The organism is Nonomuraea sp. NPDC048916, from assembly GCF_040649575.1.
GTDB lineage: Bacteria > Actinomycetota > Actinomycetes > Streptosporangiales > Streptosporangiaceae > Nonomuraea.
This window is the reverse complement of record NZ_JBEZFS010000001.1, coordinates 213,619-229,673: the sequence shown is the minus strand read 5'-3', so window position 1 is coordinate 229,673 and position 16,055 is coordinate 213,619. Positions and strand designations below refer to the sequence as shown.

Annotated in this window: 13 protein-coding genes; 11 read left to right on the top strand and 2 right to left on the bottom strand. The window is 70.8% G+C overall.

The annotated features are described in order from the left end of the window. Window positions 1-21 precede the first annotated feature (21 nt). On the top strand, window positions 22-2,055 hold the full coding sequence (locus AB0C16_RS01180; protein ID WP_357677526.1) for a glycosyltransferase: 2,034 nt from the start codon (window positions 22-24) through the stop codon (window positions 2,053-2,055). Then, a complete protein-coding gene (locus tag AB0C16_RS01175; protein ID WP_357677524.1) occupies window positions 2,055-3,407 on the top strand; it encodes a hypothetical protein in 1,353 nt (450 codons plus the stop codon). The genes AB0C16_RS01180 and AB0C16_RS01175 overlap by 1 nt, the downstream gene beginning before the upstream one ends. Here AB0C16_RS01175 and AB0C16_RS01170 read toward each other — a convergent pair. After that, on the bottom strand, window positions 3,389-4,366 hold the full coding sequence (locus AB0C16_RS01170; RefSeq protein WP_357677522.1) for an NAD-dependent epimerase/dehydratase family protein: 978 nt from the start codon (window positions 4,364-4,366) through the stop codon (window positions 3,389-3,391). The two genes, AB0C16_RS01175 and AB0C16_RS01170, sit on opposite strands and share 19 nt — an antisense overlap. A gap of 66 nt (window positions 4,367-4,432) precedes the next feature. Continuing rightward, the gene (locus AB0C16_RS01165; RefSeq protein WP_357677520.1) at window positions 4,433-5,296 is read right to left on the bottom strand and encodes an AfsR/SARP family transcriptional regulator; all 864 of its coding nucleotides are present in this window, start codon (window positions 5,294-5,296) and stop codon (window positions 4,433-4,435) included. A 302-nt stretch (window positions 5,297-5,598) separates the two neighbouring features. On the opposite strand from AB0C16_RS01165, the gene AB0C16_RS01160 reads away from it, so the two are divergent. The 9 genes from AB0C16_RS01160 (at window position 5,599) to AB0C16_RS01120 (ending at window position 16,038) form a co-directional block, all read left to right on the top strand. Further along, window positions 5,599-7,635 carry a hypothetical protein gene (locus AB0C16_RS01160; protein ID WP_357677518.1) on the top strand — a complete coding sequence of 679 codons (2,037 nt, stop codon included), beginning with the start codon at window positions 5,599-5,601 and terminating at the stop codon, window positions 7,633-7,635. Next, window positions 7,632-9,059, top strand: a complete 1,428-nt coding sequence (gene pelF, locus AB0C16_RS01155; RefSeq protein WP_357677516.1) for a GT4 family glycosyltransferase PelF — start codon at window positions 7,632-7,634, stop codon at window positions 9,057-9,059. Before AB0C16_RS01160 ends, pelF begins: the two co-directional genes overlap by 4 nt. Then, window positions 9,056-10,471 (top strand): hypothetical protein, encoded by a 1,416-nt coding sequence (locus AB0C16_RS01150; RefSeq protein ID WP_357677514.1) that lies wholly within the window; start codon window positions 9,056-9,058, stop codon window positions 10,469-10,471. Before pelF ends, AB0C16_RS01150 begins: the two co-directional genes overlap by 4 nt. Window positions 10,472-10,538: 67 nt before the next feature. After that, entirely contained in the window at window positions 10,539-11,264 is a 726-nt protein-coding gene (locus AB0C16_RS01145; RefSeq protein ID WP_357677512.1) for a sugar phosphate nucleotidyltransferase, read from the top strand. After that, window positions 11,261-12,139 (top strand): NAD(P)-dependent oxidoreductase, encoded by an 879-nt coding sequence (locus AB0C16_RS01140; RefSeq protein WP_357677510.1) that lies wholly within the window; start codon window positions 11,261-11,263, stop codon window positions 12,137-12,139. Before AB0C16_RS01145 ends, AB0C16_RS01140 begins: the two co-directional genes overlap by 4 nt. An 11-nt stretch (window positions 12,140-12,150) precedes the next feature. Next, on the top strand, window positions 12,151-13,062 hold the full coding sequence (locus AB0C16_RS01135; RefSeq protein ID WP_357677508.1) for an endo alpha-1,4 polygalactosaminidase: 912 nt from the start codon (window positions 12,151-12,153) through the stop codon (window positions 13,060-13,062). Window positions 13,063-13,085: 23 nt separating this feature from the next. Next, window positions 13,086-14,393, top strand: a complete 1,308-nt coding sequence (locus AB0C16_RS01130; RefSeq protein WP_357677506.1) for a nucleotide sugar dehydrogenase — start codon at window positions 13,086-13,088, stop codon at window positions 14,391-14,393. Beyond that, window positions 14,390-15,349 carry an NAD-dependent epimerase/dehydratase family protein gene (locus AB0C16_RS01125; RefSeq protein WP_357677503.1) on the top strand — a complete coding sequence of 320 codons (960 nt, stop codon included), beginning with the start codon at window positions 14,390-14,392 and terminating at the stop codon, window positions 15,347-15,349. Before AB0C16_RS01130 ends, AB0C16_RS01125 begins: the two co-directional genes overlap by 4 nt. Continuing rightward, window positions 15,346-16,038 (top strand): hypothetical protein, encoded by a 693-nt coding sequence (locus tag AB0C16_RS01120; protein WP_357677501.1) that lies wholly within the window; start codon window positions 15,346-15,348, stop codon window positions 16,036-16,038. Before AB0C16_RS01125 ends, AB0C16_RS01120 begins: the two co-directional genes overlap by 4 nt. Window positions 16,039-16,055: the final 17 nt, after the last annotated feature.

Genomic DNA, 16,055 nt, shown 5'->3' with positions numbered 1-16,055 from the left:
CTTCTGAGAGGCCACCCCCGCATGCTCGCGATAGTGATCGTCACCTACTTCAGTGACCAGGTCATCGGCGACTGCCTACGGTCCCTGCCCGCCGCCGGAGCGGGGGACGCCCGGGTGATCGTGGTCGACAACGACTCCCGGGACGGGACGGTCGCACTGGCGCGGGACGCCCTGCCCGGCGTCGAGGTGATCGCCACGGGCCGCAACGCCGGGTTCGCCGCCGCCGTGAACGTGGGCCTCGCCGCCGCGCCCGGCTGCGACGTGCTCGTGCTGAACCCGGACGTCCGGCTCGCGGCCGGCTCGATCGGAGCGCTCCAGAAGGCCCTGGACGTGCCCGGCACTGGGATCGCGGTGCCGCGCCTGACCGGCCCCGGCGGCGAGCCGCAGCCGTCGCTGCGGCGGCGGCCGACCGTGCTCAGGGCGCTCGGCGAGGCCCTGCTCGGCGGCCACAGGGCGGGCCGCGTGCCGGCGTTGGGCGAGCTGGTCGTGGCGGCGGGCGCGTACGAGAGGCCGGGGACCGCCGACTGGGCGACGGGCGCGGCCTGGCTGGTCTCCAGGCGGTGCCTCGACGCCACCGGCCCCCTGGACGAGCGCTACTTCCTCTACTCCGAGGAGACCGAGTTCATGCTGCGCGCGGGAGACCGCGGCTTCGCGGTGCGCTACGTCCCGCGGGCGGGGGCCGTGCATCTCGGAGGGGAGCAGGCGGTCTCCAGCCGGCTGTGGGCGCTGTCGGCGGCCAACCGGGTCAGGCTGCACAGGCAGCGGCACGGCCGGCTCCGCGCGCTGCCGATGCGTCTGGCGGTCACGCTGAACGAGGCCTCGCGCGCGCTCGCCAGGGGCCGGGCGGGCGGCGAGCGGCACCGGGCGGCCCTGCGCGCGCTGTGGCGGATGCCGCGCTGGCCCGCCGAGCCGCCCGGTTACGTCTGCTTCTCCGCGCAGGACTGGTGGTACCACAACCGGGCCCACTCCGACTTCCAGCTCATGCGCTCGGTGGCGGCGCACCGCCGGGTGCTGGTGGTCAACAGCATCGGCATGCGCATGCCGACGCTCGGCACGTCCACCCAGGTGACCAGGCGCGTCCTGCGCAAGTTGCGGAGCATCGCCAAGTTCGTCCGCAATCCGCTGCCCGGCTTCCACGTGATGTCGCCGCTGCCGCTGCCGTTCTACGGCTCGCCACCGCTCCGCCGGCTCAACGCGGTGCTGGTACGCGTCCAGGTCCGGGCCGTGTGCCGGGCCCTCGGGCTGGACCGGCCGGTGGTCGTGGTGACCATCCCGACGGCCTGGGACGTGGTGGCGCCGATGCGCAGGCGGGCACTGGTGTTCAACCGCTCCGACCGGCACTCGGCGTTCCCCGAGTCGGACGCGGCGACCATCGGGGCGCTGGAGCGGGAGCTGCTGGCCAGGGCCGACCACGTGCTCTACGTCAGCGGGGCGCTGATGGCCGGGGAACGGTCCATCACCGGCGACCGGGCGCGCTTCCTCGACCACGGCGTGGACTTGGACCACTTCACCCGGACGGACGAGCTGCCGGAGGATCTGGCGAGGATTCCCGGGCCCCGGGTGGGATTCTTCGGCGCGCTGGACGACTTCCTGGTGGATTTCGAGTTGCTGGAGCGGATCGCAGTAGATTTGCCGGGCGTTTCGCTGGTGCTCATCGGGGACGCGACGGTTTCGATGGAACGGCTCACGAAGTATCCCAACGTGTATTGGCTGGGATTCCGGCCATATGAGGATATTCCCGGTTATGGCACTGGTTTCGATGTGGCGATCATGCCGTGGGTGAACAGCCCGTGGATCCACCACTCCAATCCGATCAAGCTCAAGGAATACCTGGCGCTCGGGCTGCCTGTGGTGAGTACGGAATTCGCCGAACTCATCAATTATCGTGATCGGGTAAGAATCGCCGCAAACCCCGCCCAGTTCGTCCAGGCCATCAAGGTGACGCTGCGCGAGGGCGGACTGAGACCCGCCGAGGAGCTGCGCGCGTCGGTGCGAGGCGCGTCCTGGGCGTCGCGGGCGGAGGAGCTCATGACGCTCGCAGAAGGGGAGAGCTGATGCGGGCGAGACACCCGGTGCTGATCGTGGCGGGGCTGGCCATGCTGGGCCTGCTGTGGGCCACCCTGGGCATGTCCCCCGACGTGCCGCCCGCCGCGGCACCCGAGCGGGAGCCGGTCCGGAGCGGACAGCCGGCCCAGCCCGCACCCCGGAAGCCGGACCAGCTCAAGCCGGTGCCCTGGGAGGGCGGGCCCGCCTACTACGAGCGCTTCCCCGCCACCGCGGCCGCCGGGTGGACCAAGCCCTCCTTCTTCCCGATCGGCGTCTGGTACGAGTCGGTGATCACCCAGGACGACGTCGACAAGGACAGGGCCGCCGGGATCAACACCTACGTCGAGCTGACCGAGACCAGCGACATGGCGCTGATCAGGCAGAACGGCATGTTCGCCATCCCGAGCAAGCCGCTGGCCGGCTTCGGCGCCGAAACGGTCGCCTGGCTGATCACCGACGAGGCCGACATGTGGGCCGGCCCCGGCGACGACGGCTGGACCGGCAACTTCCCCGGCCAGGGCCCCCTGTGCATCCCCGATGACCCGCACAAAGAGCGCTGCGGCTACACGGTGATGAAGACGCTGAAGGACCGGCTGCCCAAGGGCGACGGCCGGCCGCACTACGCCAACTACGGCAAGGGCGTGATGATCTGGCAGACCGACAAGCAGGCCGCCCGGTTCGTCAACGACTACACCGACCTCGTCTCGCTCGACGTCTACTGGTACACCAGCCACTACGCCTGCGAGGACGCCCAGAACTGGCTCAAGATCCCGGCCGCCGAGTGCCGCAAGGCCACCAACTACGGCCTGCTCCTCGACCGGCAGCGCAGGCTCGACGCCATGGACGGCAGGCGCCAGCCCATCTACGCCTTCGTCGAGGTCGGCTGGCCCGCCCCCGAGGACGAGCGGAACATCCAGCCCGACGAGCTCAAGGGCGCCGTCGTCAACTCGCTCATCCACGAGGCCAGGGGCGTCATCTACTTCAACCACAGCTTCGGCGGGCCGTGCCAGACCCAGCACGCCCTGCGGGACAGCTGTGGGCAGCGGACCAGACCCGCCGTCACTGAGGTCAACCGGCAGATCAGGGACCTGGCGCCGGTGCTCAACACCCAGTCGCTGGACCATGACTTCGGCCCCGGCCTGGACACGATGCTCAAGGAGCACGACGGCTCCTACTACCTGTTCGCCATGGTCAAGGCGGGCGCCAGGACCGGGCCCCACGACTTCACCCTCCCGGCCGGCCTGTCGCCGAGCGGCGTCGAGGTGTTGTACGAGAACCGCACGGTGCCCGTCTCGGGCGGCAGGTTCACAGACTCCTTCGAGCGGGAGAACTCCTACCACATCTACCGGATCAGGCCCTGACGCCCGGCAAACCACGCGATCGTGCGGCGCAGCCCCTCCTCCAGGCCCACCCGCGGACGCCAGCCCAGCACGTCGCGGGCCTGCGCCGGGTCGGCGATTCGGGCGCTGTCCAGCGGCCGGTCCGAGATCGCGCCGTACCTCGCGCCGGCGGCCCGGCCGGTGAGGCGTTCCACCAGCTCGACCGTCTCCCGGATCGACGTCCCGGTGCCCGAGCCGATCTCGAGGCTGTGCCCGGCCGCCCGCCCGCTGGCCCCCGCCGCGACGAACGCCTCCACCACGTCGTCCACGTAGACCCAGTCCAGCAGCCTGGTGCCGCTGGTCAGCGACGGCCGCTCGCCGCGCAGCAGCGAGAGCGTCACGTACGGCAGCAGCTTGCTCGTGTCACGCTGACCCGGGCCGTACACCATGGCGATGCGCAGGCTGGACACCTGGACGCCCCACAGCCGGTGGAACATTTCGGCGTAGCCGCCGGCCGCCCACTTGGCCACCGCGTACGGCGAGGAGGGCGCCCCCTCGCCCGGCCGCGGCTCCTCCAGCGAGCCCGCGAGCACCACCCGGGTGCCCGGCCGGTCCGCCACGGAGGTCAGCACGTTGACGACGCTGACCAGGTTGGCCTCCAGCGTCGGCAGGACCATCCCCGGGTCGCGGACCCCGGTCACCTCGCTGGCCAGGTGGAAGACCACGTGCGGGTCCACCGACCGCACCACCCCGGCCGTCGCGTCCGGGTCGCGCAGGTCGGCCCGATGCCAGAAGACCCCGCCCTCGGCTTTCGCCCCGCCCTCGGCTTTCGACCCGGTCTCAGCCTTTGACCCGCCCTCGGCTTTCGACCCGGGCTCCGCGCCGGAGGTGCGGCTGACGGCGTGCACCTCGGCGCCCAGCCCGGCCAGCCGCTCCACCAGGTGGCCGCCGATGAAGCCGGTCGCACCGGTCACCAGCGCGCGCTTGCCGTACCACTCCACGAGCGACTCTCCCCGCACCTGCTGGCGGGGCCCACTCGGCCGAGCGGGCCCATCGGATCGTGATTATCACCCGGTGAGCCGGTGGTCCGTCCCGGACCGCCTGGCGCAGACCGGGCAGCCCGCCCGTCGGTCATGCCGGTGGTGGCAGCGGCCGTGTCGCGTCCGGGCGTGGACCGACGGCAGCGCCGCGACGAGGGCCGGGTCGCTGCTCAGGATCGCCACCTGCAACCGGCGCAGCTCCGGTGAGGGCTCCAGGCCGAGCTCGGTGCTGAGGATCCGCCGGCCGTCCCGGTAGACCTCCAGGGCCTCCGCCTGGCGGCCGGTCGCGTACAGGGCGATCATGAGCTGGCCGCGGAGCCTCTCGCGCAGCGGGTGCTCCCTGACCAGCACCGAGAGCTCCCCGATGAGGTCGGCGTGCCGGTACAGGCGCAGGTCGGCGTCGATGCGGTCGGCCAGGGCGGCGAGCCGTTCCTCTTCGAGGCGGGTGGCGTGGAGCTGCAGCAGGGGGATGTCGTCCAGGCCGGACAGGGCCGGCCCGCGCCACACGCCGAGGGCGGACCGCAACAGGTCGCTGCCCCCGGCGACGTTCTTCGAGCCGAGAGCCTGGCGCCCCAGGCGGACGAGCACCTCGAACCGCCAGGCGTCCACGGCGTCGTCGGGCAGGCGCATCAGGTAGCCGGTCGACTCGTGCGTGATCGGCACACCCGCGCCGAGGATCTGCCTGAGGCGGTGGATCTGGAGCCGGAGGCGCCTGGTGCCCGTGTCGCCCGCGCCGGCCCCCCAGAGGGCGTCGACGAGGACGTCGCTGCCCACCACCGTGCCCCGATGGCAGAGCAGCATGGCGAGCAGGCTGCGCTGCTTGATCGAGCGCAGGGGTAATTGGTGCTCCCCATCTCTCACCTCCAGTGCACCCAGAATGCCGAATTGCATGGGTCTCCCCCCGTGCGTGTCCTCTTATTACGACCCAAGGAAGGATATTAGTTCCGATCGTCTTGTGAAACGTTGATCGGGAAATCGCGATGAAACCCTCGAGAAACTCGTGGTAATCACACTCGAGGCTTGGCCAGTGACGTATCCACTGGCCGTCTTCGGCTTTCGCGGCTCGGGAGTCAGGTGGGTTCAAGATGAATAACTTTCAGCGAATCGGTTTCGGGCGGCCACGCGGATGGGCCGTACTGGCGGGCTCGGCCATCGCGCTTTGCGGCCTTTTCACGGCCAATTCCCAGGCGGCCGTGACGACCGCCGCGGCGGGGCCCGGCCAGGCCGACGCCGCCCCGCTCAAGGCGCCGCTGGCGCGACCGAAAGCGGACAAACTCGGCCCGCTGCCCAAGATGAAGGGCACCGTGCCCGTGCAACGTTCCACCACGGTGGCCAGGTCCGGCGCCGCGCTCACCGCGGCGGCCAACGACCGCGTGGGGCTGCGCGCGCTGGTCGTCGCCGTCGACGAGGACGATTGGGGCGTCGCGACCTGGAAGTCCGTGCTCGACCGCGTGGGCGCGTCGTACGACGTGCTCTACAGCCGCAGCCAGCCGCTCACCGCGGAGAGCCTGCTCCAGGGCGACGGCGCCGGCAGGTACAACGCAGTCCTGCTGACCAACAACTCGCTGCTGTACTTCGACGGCGGCGGCTACGTCAGCGGGCTCGACGCCGCCGAATGGAACGTTCTATGGGCCTACGAGCGTGACTTCGGCGTCCGCCAGGCGTCCCTGTACACGGCCTACGGGACCTTCCCCGAGGACTACTGCCTGCGCGCCGGCAGCGAGGGCGGCGTCGGCGACACCCCGATCGGCACCGCGCTGACCTCGACCGGCGCGGGCGTCTTCGACTACCTCAAGTCGGGCGTCAGCGTCCCGATCTCCCAGTCCTACGTCTACCGCGCCGCCGTCGCCTCCGGCTGCTCGGCCGACCCCGTCATCACCGCGGGCGGCGACGTGCTCGGCGTGCGCAGCACCTCCGCCGACGGCCGCGAGCGGATGGCCCTCACCTTCACCTCCAATCAGTACCTGCCGCAGGCCGACCTGCTCACCTTCGGCCTGTTCCGCTGGGCGAGCAGGGGCCTCTTCCTCGGCGAGCAGCGCCACTACCTCAACGCCGACGTGGACGACTGGTTCAACCACACCGACCACCTGAAGGCCGACGGAACCCTGGAGACCAACCCGGGCTACCGGCTGACCAGGTCGGACGCGGTCGCCGCCTACAACCGGCAGAACAGCTTCCGCACGTCGAACCCGCTGGCCTCCGCCTTCAAGCTGAACCTCGCCTACAACGGCGAGGGCGCCGACCAGGGCTCCCTGCTGGGGTGCCTGCTGACCCTGCCCGGCCAGGACGGGCTCACCTCCTACTCGCGCTGCCGGGCCTCGTCCTTCACCTGGATCAACCACACGTTCTCGCACCCGAAGATGAACTCGACCGACTACGCGACGAGCCGCGCCGAGATCCAGGACAACCTCACCAGGGCCGCGGCCATCGGCCTGAGCGTGGACCCGACGGTCCTCAAGACCGGCGAATACTCCGGTCTGGGCGTCTACCACCCGGATCCGAACAACGACATCGACCCGCCCACCGACTACGGGCTGGCCGCCTCCAACCCCGAGTTGCTGCGGGCGGCCAAGGACCTCGGCGTGAAGTACCTGCACGGCAACATGTCCTTCAACAGCCACAAGCCGTCGTGCTTCAACTGCGGCATCTACCACCCGCTGGAGCCCGCGGTCATGGTGGTGCCCGACTGGCCGACCAACATCGCCTACCACACGACGACGCCGGCCGAGGAGACGCTCTTCTACAACTCCTACTACGGGCCGTCGGGCAGGTTCCCCTTCTGGCCGGCCGACCAGACCTACGCCCAGATCCTCGGCCACGAGAGCGACGTGGCGATGCAGCACGTGATGTCGGGCTCGGTCTACACGCACACCTTCCACCAGGGCAACCTGCGCAACTACGGCTCCGGCAAGAGCCTCGTCTTCGACTGGCTGGAGGCCGTGCTGGCCAAGTACAACTCCTACTACAAGGTGCCGCTGCTCACCCCCAACTGGGGCACCCTTGCGCAATACACCGAAAACCGCACCAAGCACTTCGCCGGCCTGGGCGACGTCAACGCCGTCTACGACCGCGTCGCGCGCACGGTCACCTTCACCTCCACCTCCGCCACCACCGTCTTCGCCACCAACGCCGCGGTCACCGGGGCGGTGACGTACGGCACCGACACCATCGGCAGGCTCACCCTCAGCGCCGGCACCCCCGTCACCGTCGCCGCGAGGGTGCGCCCGTGAAGGTGACGTTCGTGTCCGAGGGCACCTACCCCTTCGCGATGGGCGGCGTGAGCGTGTGGATGGACCAGCTCATCCGAGGCATGCCCGACTACCGGTGGGACGTCGTCACCATGACGGTGGACGGCGCGGAGAGGCTCGTCTGGGACCTGCCCGGCAACCTCGACCAGGTGATCTCCATACCGCTGTGGAAGACGGGTCACCGGCGCTCCTCGCGAGCGCCGGGGCCGTCATTCGGCGAGGCGTACGAGAGGTTCCTGCAGATGGTCCTGACGCCGGCCGTCATGGGCGCGGGCGGCGAGGAGTTCCTGTCGGTGCTCGAATCGCTGTTCAGGTTCGCCCACGCGGGCGGCGACCTGGCCGGCGCCCTCACCACGAACGAGTCGCTGACCCAGCTCATGGACTGCTGGTACTGGAACAGGACCGACGGGATCAACCTGGCCGACGCGATCACCGCCGGCCACCTCATGGGCCACATGCTGCGCCCGCTGGCCGAGCCGCCGCTGCGCACCGACCTGACGCACGTCGCGATGAACGGGCTGAGCATGCTGGTCGGGATGGCCGCCAAATGGCAGTACGGGACACCGATCGTCCTGTCGGAACACGGCGTCTACCTCAGGGAGAGATACCTGCAGTACGTCACCGAGCCGGTCTCCCACGCGGTCCGGGTGCTTCTGCTCAGCTTCTTCAGGCGGCTGGCCGGCGCGGCCTATGTCGCGGCGGACCGCATCGCCCCGCACTCCTCCTACAACCGGCGCTGGCAGATACACAACGGCGCCGACCCCGACCGGATCCGCGTCATGTACAACGGCGTGGATCCCGACGACTTCCCCCTGGCCGAGACGGAGCCCAAGACCCCGACGCTGGTCTTCATGGGCAGGGTGGACCCGCTGAAGGACATCCACACCCTGATCCGCGCGTTCGCGATCGTCCGCGACAAGATCCCGGACGCCGTGCTGCGCATCTTCGGCGGCGTGCCCTTCGGCAACGAGACCTACCACGAGAGCTGCGTCGCGCTCATCGCCGAGCTCGGGCTGGAGGGCGGAGCGGTGTTCGAGGGCCGCGTGTCCAGCCCGGTCGTCGCCTACCACGCGGGCCACGTCGTCGCGCTCACCAGCATCTCCGAGGGTTTCCCCTACACCGTGGTCGAGGCCATGGCCTGCGGCAGGCCCGTCGTGTGCACCAACGTCGGCGGCGTCGCCGAGGCGGTCGCCGACGCCGGAGCGGTCGTCCCGCCCCGCGACCACGTGGCCGTCGCCGACGCCGCGGTGCGCCTGCTGAAGGACTCCGCGCTGCGCCGCAGGCTCGGCGCGATCGCCCGCGACCGCGTCCTGGACCGGTTCACCCTGAGACAGTCTCTGGACGACTACCGCGACGTCTACGAGGAGCTCCGCCCGGCCGGCCGCGACCGGGGAGCACCCGTATGACGGCCCTCGCGCCGCCCGGGGAGCGACACCCCCTCGACGAGCTGATCGAGCCGCTCGGCACCAGGATCTTCAGGGCCGTCGAGCCCCTGCAGGTGGCCGCCATCCTGGAGTCGGAGGGGCTCAACGACAAGATCGCTCGGGAGAGGTACGGCCACAGCGACGTCTTCTCGCTGGCCGAGGCGGCCTACGGGCGCATCGCGCTCATGGACGCGCCCCGCCCGCCCGCCGTGACCGTCCTGCGGAGGGCCCGACCGGCCGCCCAGATGGCCCACGGGCTGCTCTACGCCCTTCCCGCCGCCCTGCTCCCCGCCGCCTCGGGCCTCGTGGGGACGCAGTGGCTGATGCCCGGGCTGGTCCTCACCACCGGGATCGGATGGGTGCTCGGCAGCGCGGCGGCGCAGATCGCCTACTCGCTGGCCGGCCGGGGCTTCCCGCGTTCGGCCGGGAGGGCGCTGCGCAGCGGGCTCGTGCTCGGGGTGGGCGCGGCGGTGCTCACGGCGAGCGCGATCGCCATCGTCAGGAACGGCCCGGTCGCGCTCGTCGCCCTCTGCGTGACGCAGATGGCGTTCCAGATCGCGTCCGGCATCCTGTTGTTCTACCGGCGCGAGGCCTGGCTCGCCGCCATGATGCTGCCCGCAGTGGCGGCCGGCGTCGCCTACCTCGCCGTCGGAGAGAGCCTGGCCGGACTCGTGACGGTCTGCATGGGCGTCGTCTGCGTCGCGGGCCTCGTCGGCGCGGCCGTGCTGCTGACCCTGCGGGAGGGGGCCGGCCAGGACACACCCGCCGCCGAACCCGCGCTGCGCACGCTGATCCGGTCGAACATCCGCGGGCTGGTCCCGTCCTTCGCCTTCAGCCTGCTGAGCGCGCTCTTCCTGCTCCAGGCCGAGGGGCGCTACGTCCTCGACCGGACCGACATCGCCATCGCCGGCGCCGGGCTGGTCTTCGGCATGGGCGTGCTCGAGTACCGGGCGCATGCCTTCGAGGACGAGACCCGAGCCGTGATCAGGGAGGTCTGCTACCCGGCCGAGTTCACCGCGCTGAGCCGGGGGCTGCTCGCCAAGGGGCTGCTCGTCTGCCTCGCCGTGCTGTCGGCGCTCGCCACCCTGCCGCTCGCCTTCCTCTACGCCACCGACGCGCTGTCGCACGCGAGCGCCGTCATGGCGGTCGCCCACGTGACCGTCGGCGGCGCCTACTTCCTGTCCTTCCTCCTGGCCAACCAGGGGAAGGTGCCGCACCTGTGCCTGGCACAGGGCCTGGCCCTCGCCGTCCATCCGGGAGCGCGCCTGTTGCTGCCCGACCCGGACTCCACCCTGGCCGACGTGACGCTCTTTCTCGTGGCCGGGCTCGTCTTCCTCGCGATCCTGCTCGTCCTGACGGTCAGCAGCCTCAGGGACGTCCAGCAGTACCGCTAGACCACGCAGAAGCAGACCACGCAGAAGCAGACCACGCAGAAGCAGACCACGCAGAAGGGGAACGAACATGCACGTCGTCATTCTCGCCGGTGGCAAGGGTGTTCGCCTGCGTCCGTATACGTCCGCGCTGCCCAAGCCGCTGGTGCCCATCGGCGAGGAGTACGCGATCCTCGACATCATCCTCCAGCAGCTCACCGCGCAGGGGTTCACCGACGCCACGCTCGCGGTGGGGCACCTCAGCCCGCTCATCCGCGCGTTCGTGGGCGACGGCTCCCGATGGGGCCTGTCGGTCGACTACACCGAGGAGGTGACGCCGCTGTCCACGATCGGGCCGTTGTTCCCCATCAGGGACCGGCTGCCCGAGCACTTCCTGGTGATGAACGGCGACGTGCTCACCACGCTGAACTACGCGGACCTGCTCTCCCGGCACGTCGCCTCGGACGTGCCGCTCACCGTCGCGACCTCGCCGCGCGTGGTGAAGATCGACTTCGGGGTGCTGGAGGCGCAGAGCGGCCGGATCGTCGGCTTCAAGGAGAAGCCGCTGCTCAGCTACCTCGTGAGCATGGGGGTCTACGCCCTGTCGCGCGAGACGATCGCGCACTACGCGGACGGCCTGCCGTTCGGCTTCGACGAGCTGGTGCTCGACCTGCTCGCGCACGACACCCCGCCGGGCATCTACGAGTTCGACGGCTACTGGCTCGACATCGGGCGGCCCGACGACTACGACGAGGCCAACGCCCGGTTCGACGAGATCCGGCCGCAGCTGCTGCCCTCGCGGGAGCGCGTGCGATGACGACCGTCGTGCTGTTCGGTTCCACGGGATTCCTCGGCCGCCAGGTCAAGGACCGGCTGGCGGCGGATCCGCGGGTGTCCCGGCTGCTGTGCCCCGGCCGGGCCCGGCTGGACCTCCTCGCGGCGCCGGTCGCCGACGTCGCGGACCTGCTGCGGTCCGTCCGGCCCTCGGTGGTGCTCAACTGCGTGGGCCGGCTGGCGGGAGGCTACGACGAGCTGGTGCGCGGCAACGCCGGGGTCACCGCGGTCCTCATCGAGGCGATGGCCGAGGCGACACCGGAGGCCAGGTTCGTGCGCCTGGGCTCCGCCGCCGAGTACGGCCCGGCCGGGCAGGACCGGTCGCTGCGCGAGCAGGACGCGGTGTGCCCGGTCAGCGCGTACGGCGTCAGCCACCTGGCCGGCACCCTCCTGGTGGAGCGGGCCGCCGAGGACGGCAAGATCGACGGGGCCTCGCTGCGGATCTTCAATCCCATCGGCCCCGGCGTCGGCGCCGAGAGCGTGCTGGGCAGGGCCCGGGCGCTCCTCGACAGGGCCATCGCGGACCGGCTCGGGCACATCGACATGGGGCCGCTCGGCGCGTACCGCGACTTCGTGGACGTGCGTGACGTGGCCGAGGCGGTGGTGAGCGCCGGCTTCGCGGACGAGCTGACCGAACGGGTCTTCAACGTCGGCAGCGGCGACGCGGTCGCGGTCCGCGACGTGGTGGCGCTGCTGGCCGCGGAGTCGGGGTTCGCGGGCGAGGTGCGGGAGAGCGCGCCTGGATCGGCCCGGTCCAGGGCCGTCGACTGGAGCAGGGCCGACATCGGCCGGGCCCGGTTGATCCTGGGCTGGCGCCCACGCTTCCAAGTGGGCGACTCGGTCAAGGCGATGGTGTGAGGGGAGCCGGGATGCGTTCCTTCCTGCACGCGGGGGTCGCGCTGGCCACGCTGGCGACCTGCGCGACCGGCTCGCCGGGCGGCCGCTCGGGGGAGGGGAGCGGGCTGCGCGAGATCTCCACGTTCACGTACGTCCTGCAGAACTACCCGAAGGGCCGCCTGGACGAGCTGGCGCGGGCCCCGCACCAGCTCGCGATCATCGACCTCTCGCGCGACGGCACCGTCAAGGGCTACTTCACCCGCGAGGAGATCGACCGCCTGCGCGGGAGCGGCAAGAAGGTCCTCGCGTACTTCGAGATCGGCTCGATCGAGGAGTTCAGGACCGAGTACCGCCCGCTGCGCGACAAGAACGCCGACCTCCTGCTCAACGTCTGGAAGGACTGGCCGGACGAGCACTTCGTGAAGTACTGGGACCCCCGCTGGTGGCGCCTGGTCGTCAGGCCCAGGGTCGACCAGGCGCTGCGGGCCGGGTTCGACGGCGTCTATCTCGACACCCCGCTGGCCTACGAGGAGATCGACCTGGCCCGGGTGCCGGGCAGGACCCGAGAGCGCCTGGGGCGCGAGATGGCCGACCTGATCATCCGGATCAGCGCCCACGCCAAGAGGAGCCGCCCCGGCTTCGCCGTCGTCCCGCAGAACTCCCCGGAGCTCCGGCGCTATTCCGGATACACCCGGGCCATCGACGGCATCGGCATGGAGGAGCTGTTCTTCAAGGCCACCGACGATCCGTGCGACGAGGAATGGTGCGGCGAGAATCTCGCCAATGCGATAGCACTGCACAAACAGGGAAAAGCCGTGCTCGCGACCGACTACGCCGTCTCGCCGGCGAATGTCAGGACGGCCTGCTCCCGCTATCGCAAACTCGGCATAGCGGGAAATGTCACCGTAGTCGACCTCGATCGCATCAGCCCGCCCTGTCAGTGAAATAAACGAGAAAGGAGCCAGAAATGCCGAAAAAGGTCGGCATTGTCGGCATGGGTTATGTGGGACTGACGCTGGCCGCGGCACTGGGGCGCCGCGGCTACACCGTCCACGGTGTCGACGCCAATCCCCACGTGGTCGAGGCCCTGTCCAACGGCCGGATCCACGTGTTCGAGCCGGGAGTGGAGGAGGCCTTCGAGGAGTTCCTCGGCACGTCCGTCTTCGTCTCCGACCGGCTGCCCGCCGAGCCGCTGGACGCGGCCATCCTGTCGGTCTCCACCCCCGTCGACCTGTCCACGGGCGTCCCCCAGCTGGACAACCTCGCCGCGGCCGCCGAACAGGTGGCCGAGGTGTGCGGCCCCGAGACCCTGGTCGTGGTCCGCAGCACGGTGCCGATCGGCGCCAGCCGCGCGATCGTGCTGCCGGCGCTCACCGCCCGCTGGGGACGGGCGCGGCTGGTCATGGCGCCCGAGCGCACGATCCAGGGCCAGGCGCTGCGCGAGCTCGTCGAGCTGCCCCAGGTGATCGGCGGCCTCGACGAGGCGAGCCTGCGGGCGGGCGTCGAGCTGTTCGAGGGGCTCGCCGACCAGATCGTGCCCGTCTCCAGCCTTGAGACGGCCGAGATGGTCAAGCTCTCCAACAACTGCCACACCGACCTGATCTACGCCTTCGGCAACGAGTTGGCGCTCATCGCCGAGCAGAACGGCCTCGACCCGCTGGAGGTCATCCGGGCCACCAACCTCGACTACCCGCGGCCGGACCTGGCCAAGCCCGGCTACGTGGGCGGCGGCTGCCTGTCGAAGGACCCGTACATCATGCTGGCCAGCGCGGGCGCGACGCACCGCCCCTACCTGGTGGGCGGTGCGCGGACGCTGAACGAGCGGCTGCCCGTGCACGTCGCCGAGCGCGTGGTGGAGCTGGTCGGGGAGACGTTCGGCCACACCGAGGGGGTCAGGCTGTCGGTGCTCGGCTGGGCCTACAAGGGCTGGCCCGCCACCGACGACATGCGCGGCACCCCGATCGCCGACATGATGCCGGTCTTCACGGCCGCGGGCCTGACCGTCCAGGGGCACGACCCCCTGGTCAGGGACGAGGTCATCCGTGAGTACGGTGGCGAGCCCGTCAGCCTGGACAAGGCGTTCGCCGCGGCCGACGCCATGATCATCATCAACGACCATCCCGACTATCGCGGCATCGAGGTCGAGGCCAGACTCGCCTCGTCCGGCCTGCGGGTGCTCTACGACTCGTGGCGCATCCTCGACGAGGCCGCGGTGGTCAGGAACGGCGTCCGCTACGCGGGCATCGGCTACCTCGCGAAGGAGCACGCGTCATGAGAGTCCTCCTGCTGGGCGGGGCCGGGTTCATCGGGCTGCACCTCGCCCGCCGGCTCCTCGCCGACGGGCACCAGGTCACCGTCGTCGACGACTTCTCCCGCGGGCGCCGCGACCCCGCGCTGGCCGAGCTCGCCGAGCACGCCGACGTGAGATCGGCCGACCTCACCGACCCGGCGTCCTACGCGGCCATCGAGCGGGGCTGGGACCAGATCTACATGCTCGCCGCCGTCGTGGGCGTGCGGAACGTCGAGTCCGCCCCGGCCAGGGTCATCAGGGTCAACACGCTGGCCCTGACGCACCTGCTCGACTGGCTCGGCCCCGGCGACCGGCTGTTCTTCGCCTCCACGAGCGAGGTCTACGCCGGCGGGGTCAGCGCGGGCGCGGTGCCCGTCCCCACCCCGGAGGGCGTGCCTCTGATGATCGAAGACGTGGGCTCCGCGCGCTTCACCTACGCCATCAGCAAGATGCTCGGCGAGGCGGCGGTCCTGCACACCGCCCGGGCGAAGGGGTTCGCGGCCGTCATCGGCCGCTTCCACAACATCTACGGCCCCCGGATGGGCGCCGACCACGTGATCCCCGAGCTGGCGCTGCGGGCCACCCGTGGCGAGAACCCCTTCACCCTCTACGGCTCGGAGCAGAGCAGGGCCTTCTGCTACGTCGACGACGCGACGGAGGCGATGGTCCGCCTCATGGCGACTCCGGCGGCCTCTGGGCAGATCGTGCACATCGGCGACGACTCCGAGGAGACCAACATCGGCGACCTGGCCAAGCTCGTCCTGCGCGTCGCGGGCGCCGACCCCGCCATCCGCGAGGTGCCCGCCCCCGCGGGCTCGGTGGCCCGCCGCTGCCCCGACCTCACCCGGCTGCGCGAGCTCACCGGGTACGAACCACGCGTCTGCCTGGAAGAAGGGGTTCGCCGAACCTTCGAGTGGTACCGGGAGTCGTGGACGGCATGACCCAGCCCATCGCGTTCTACTACGGAGCGGGGGAGCTGGAGGGGCTCTCCCGGTTCGACAAGGTCGTCCTGCAGGCCGACTTCTACGCCAAGCACGAGCTCGACCTGCTGAGAGAGCGGGAAGTCCAGACGCTGGGCTACCTGTCCCTGTCGGAGGACGTCGGACCACCCGCGCCCTGGCACCGCCCCGAGCGCAACCCCGACTGGGGCGGCGCGTTCGTGCACGTGGGCGACCCGCGCTGGGTGGCGCACGTGGTGGACCAGGCGACGACGGCCATCGCCGCCGGCTTCAGCGGGCTGTTCCTCGACACGCTCAACCTGGAGCAGACCTACCCCGAGGACCTGCCGCACCTGCTCACCCTCATCGCGGCGATCAGGGAAGAGGCCCGCCCCGAATACCTCCTGGCCAACCGCGGGTTCGGGCTCCTACCGAAGATCGCCGACCTGGTGGACGGCGTCCTGTTCGAGTCGTTCTCGGCCCGCTGGGTCGACACCGAGAGCTACGCGCCGTGGCCCGACGACGTGCTGGAGGCGCACGCCTCGGTGGCCGAGCGCCTGCTGGAACTCGACGTCGACCTCTACGCCCTGGACTACGCCGACAGCGATGAGCTGGCCGACTTCGCCCAGAGGCGGGCACGGGAGTTCGGCATGCTCTGCTTCGTCAGCGACCGGGTGCTGTCGCGGATCTGAGGCGCCGCCGCCCTTGC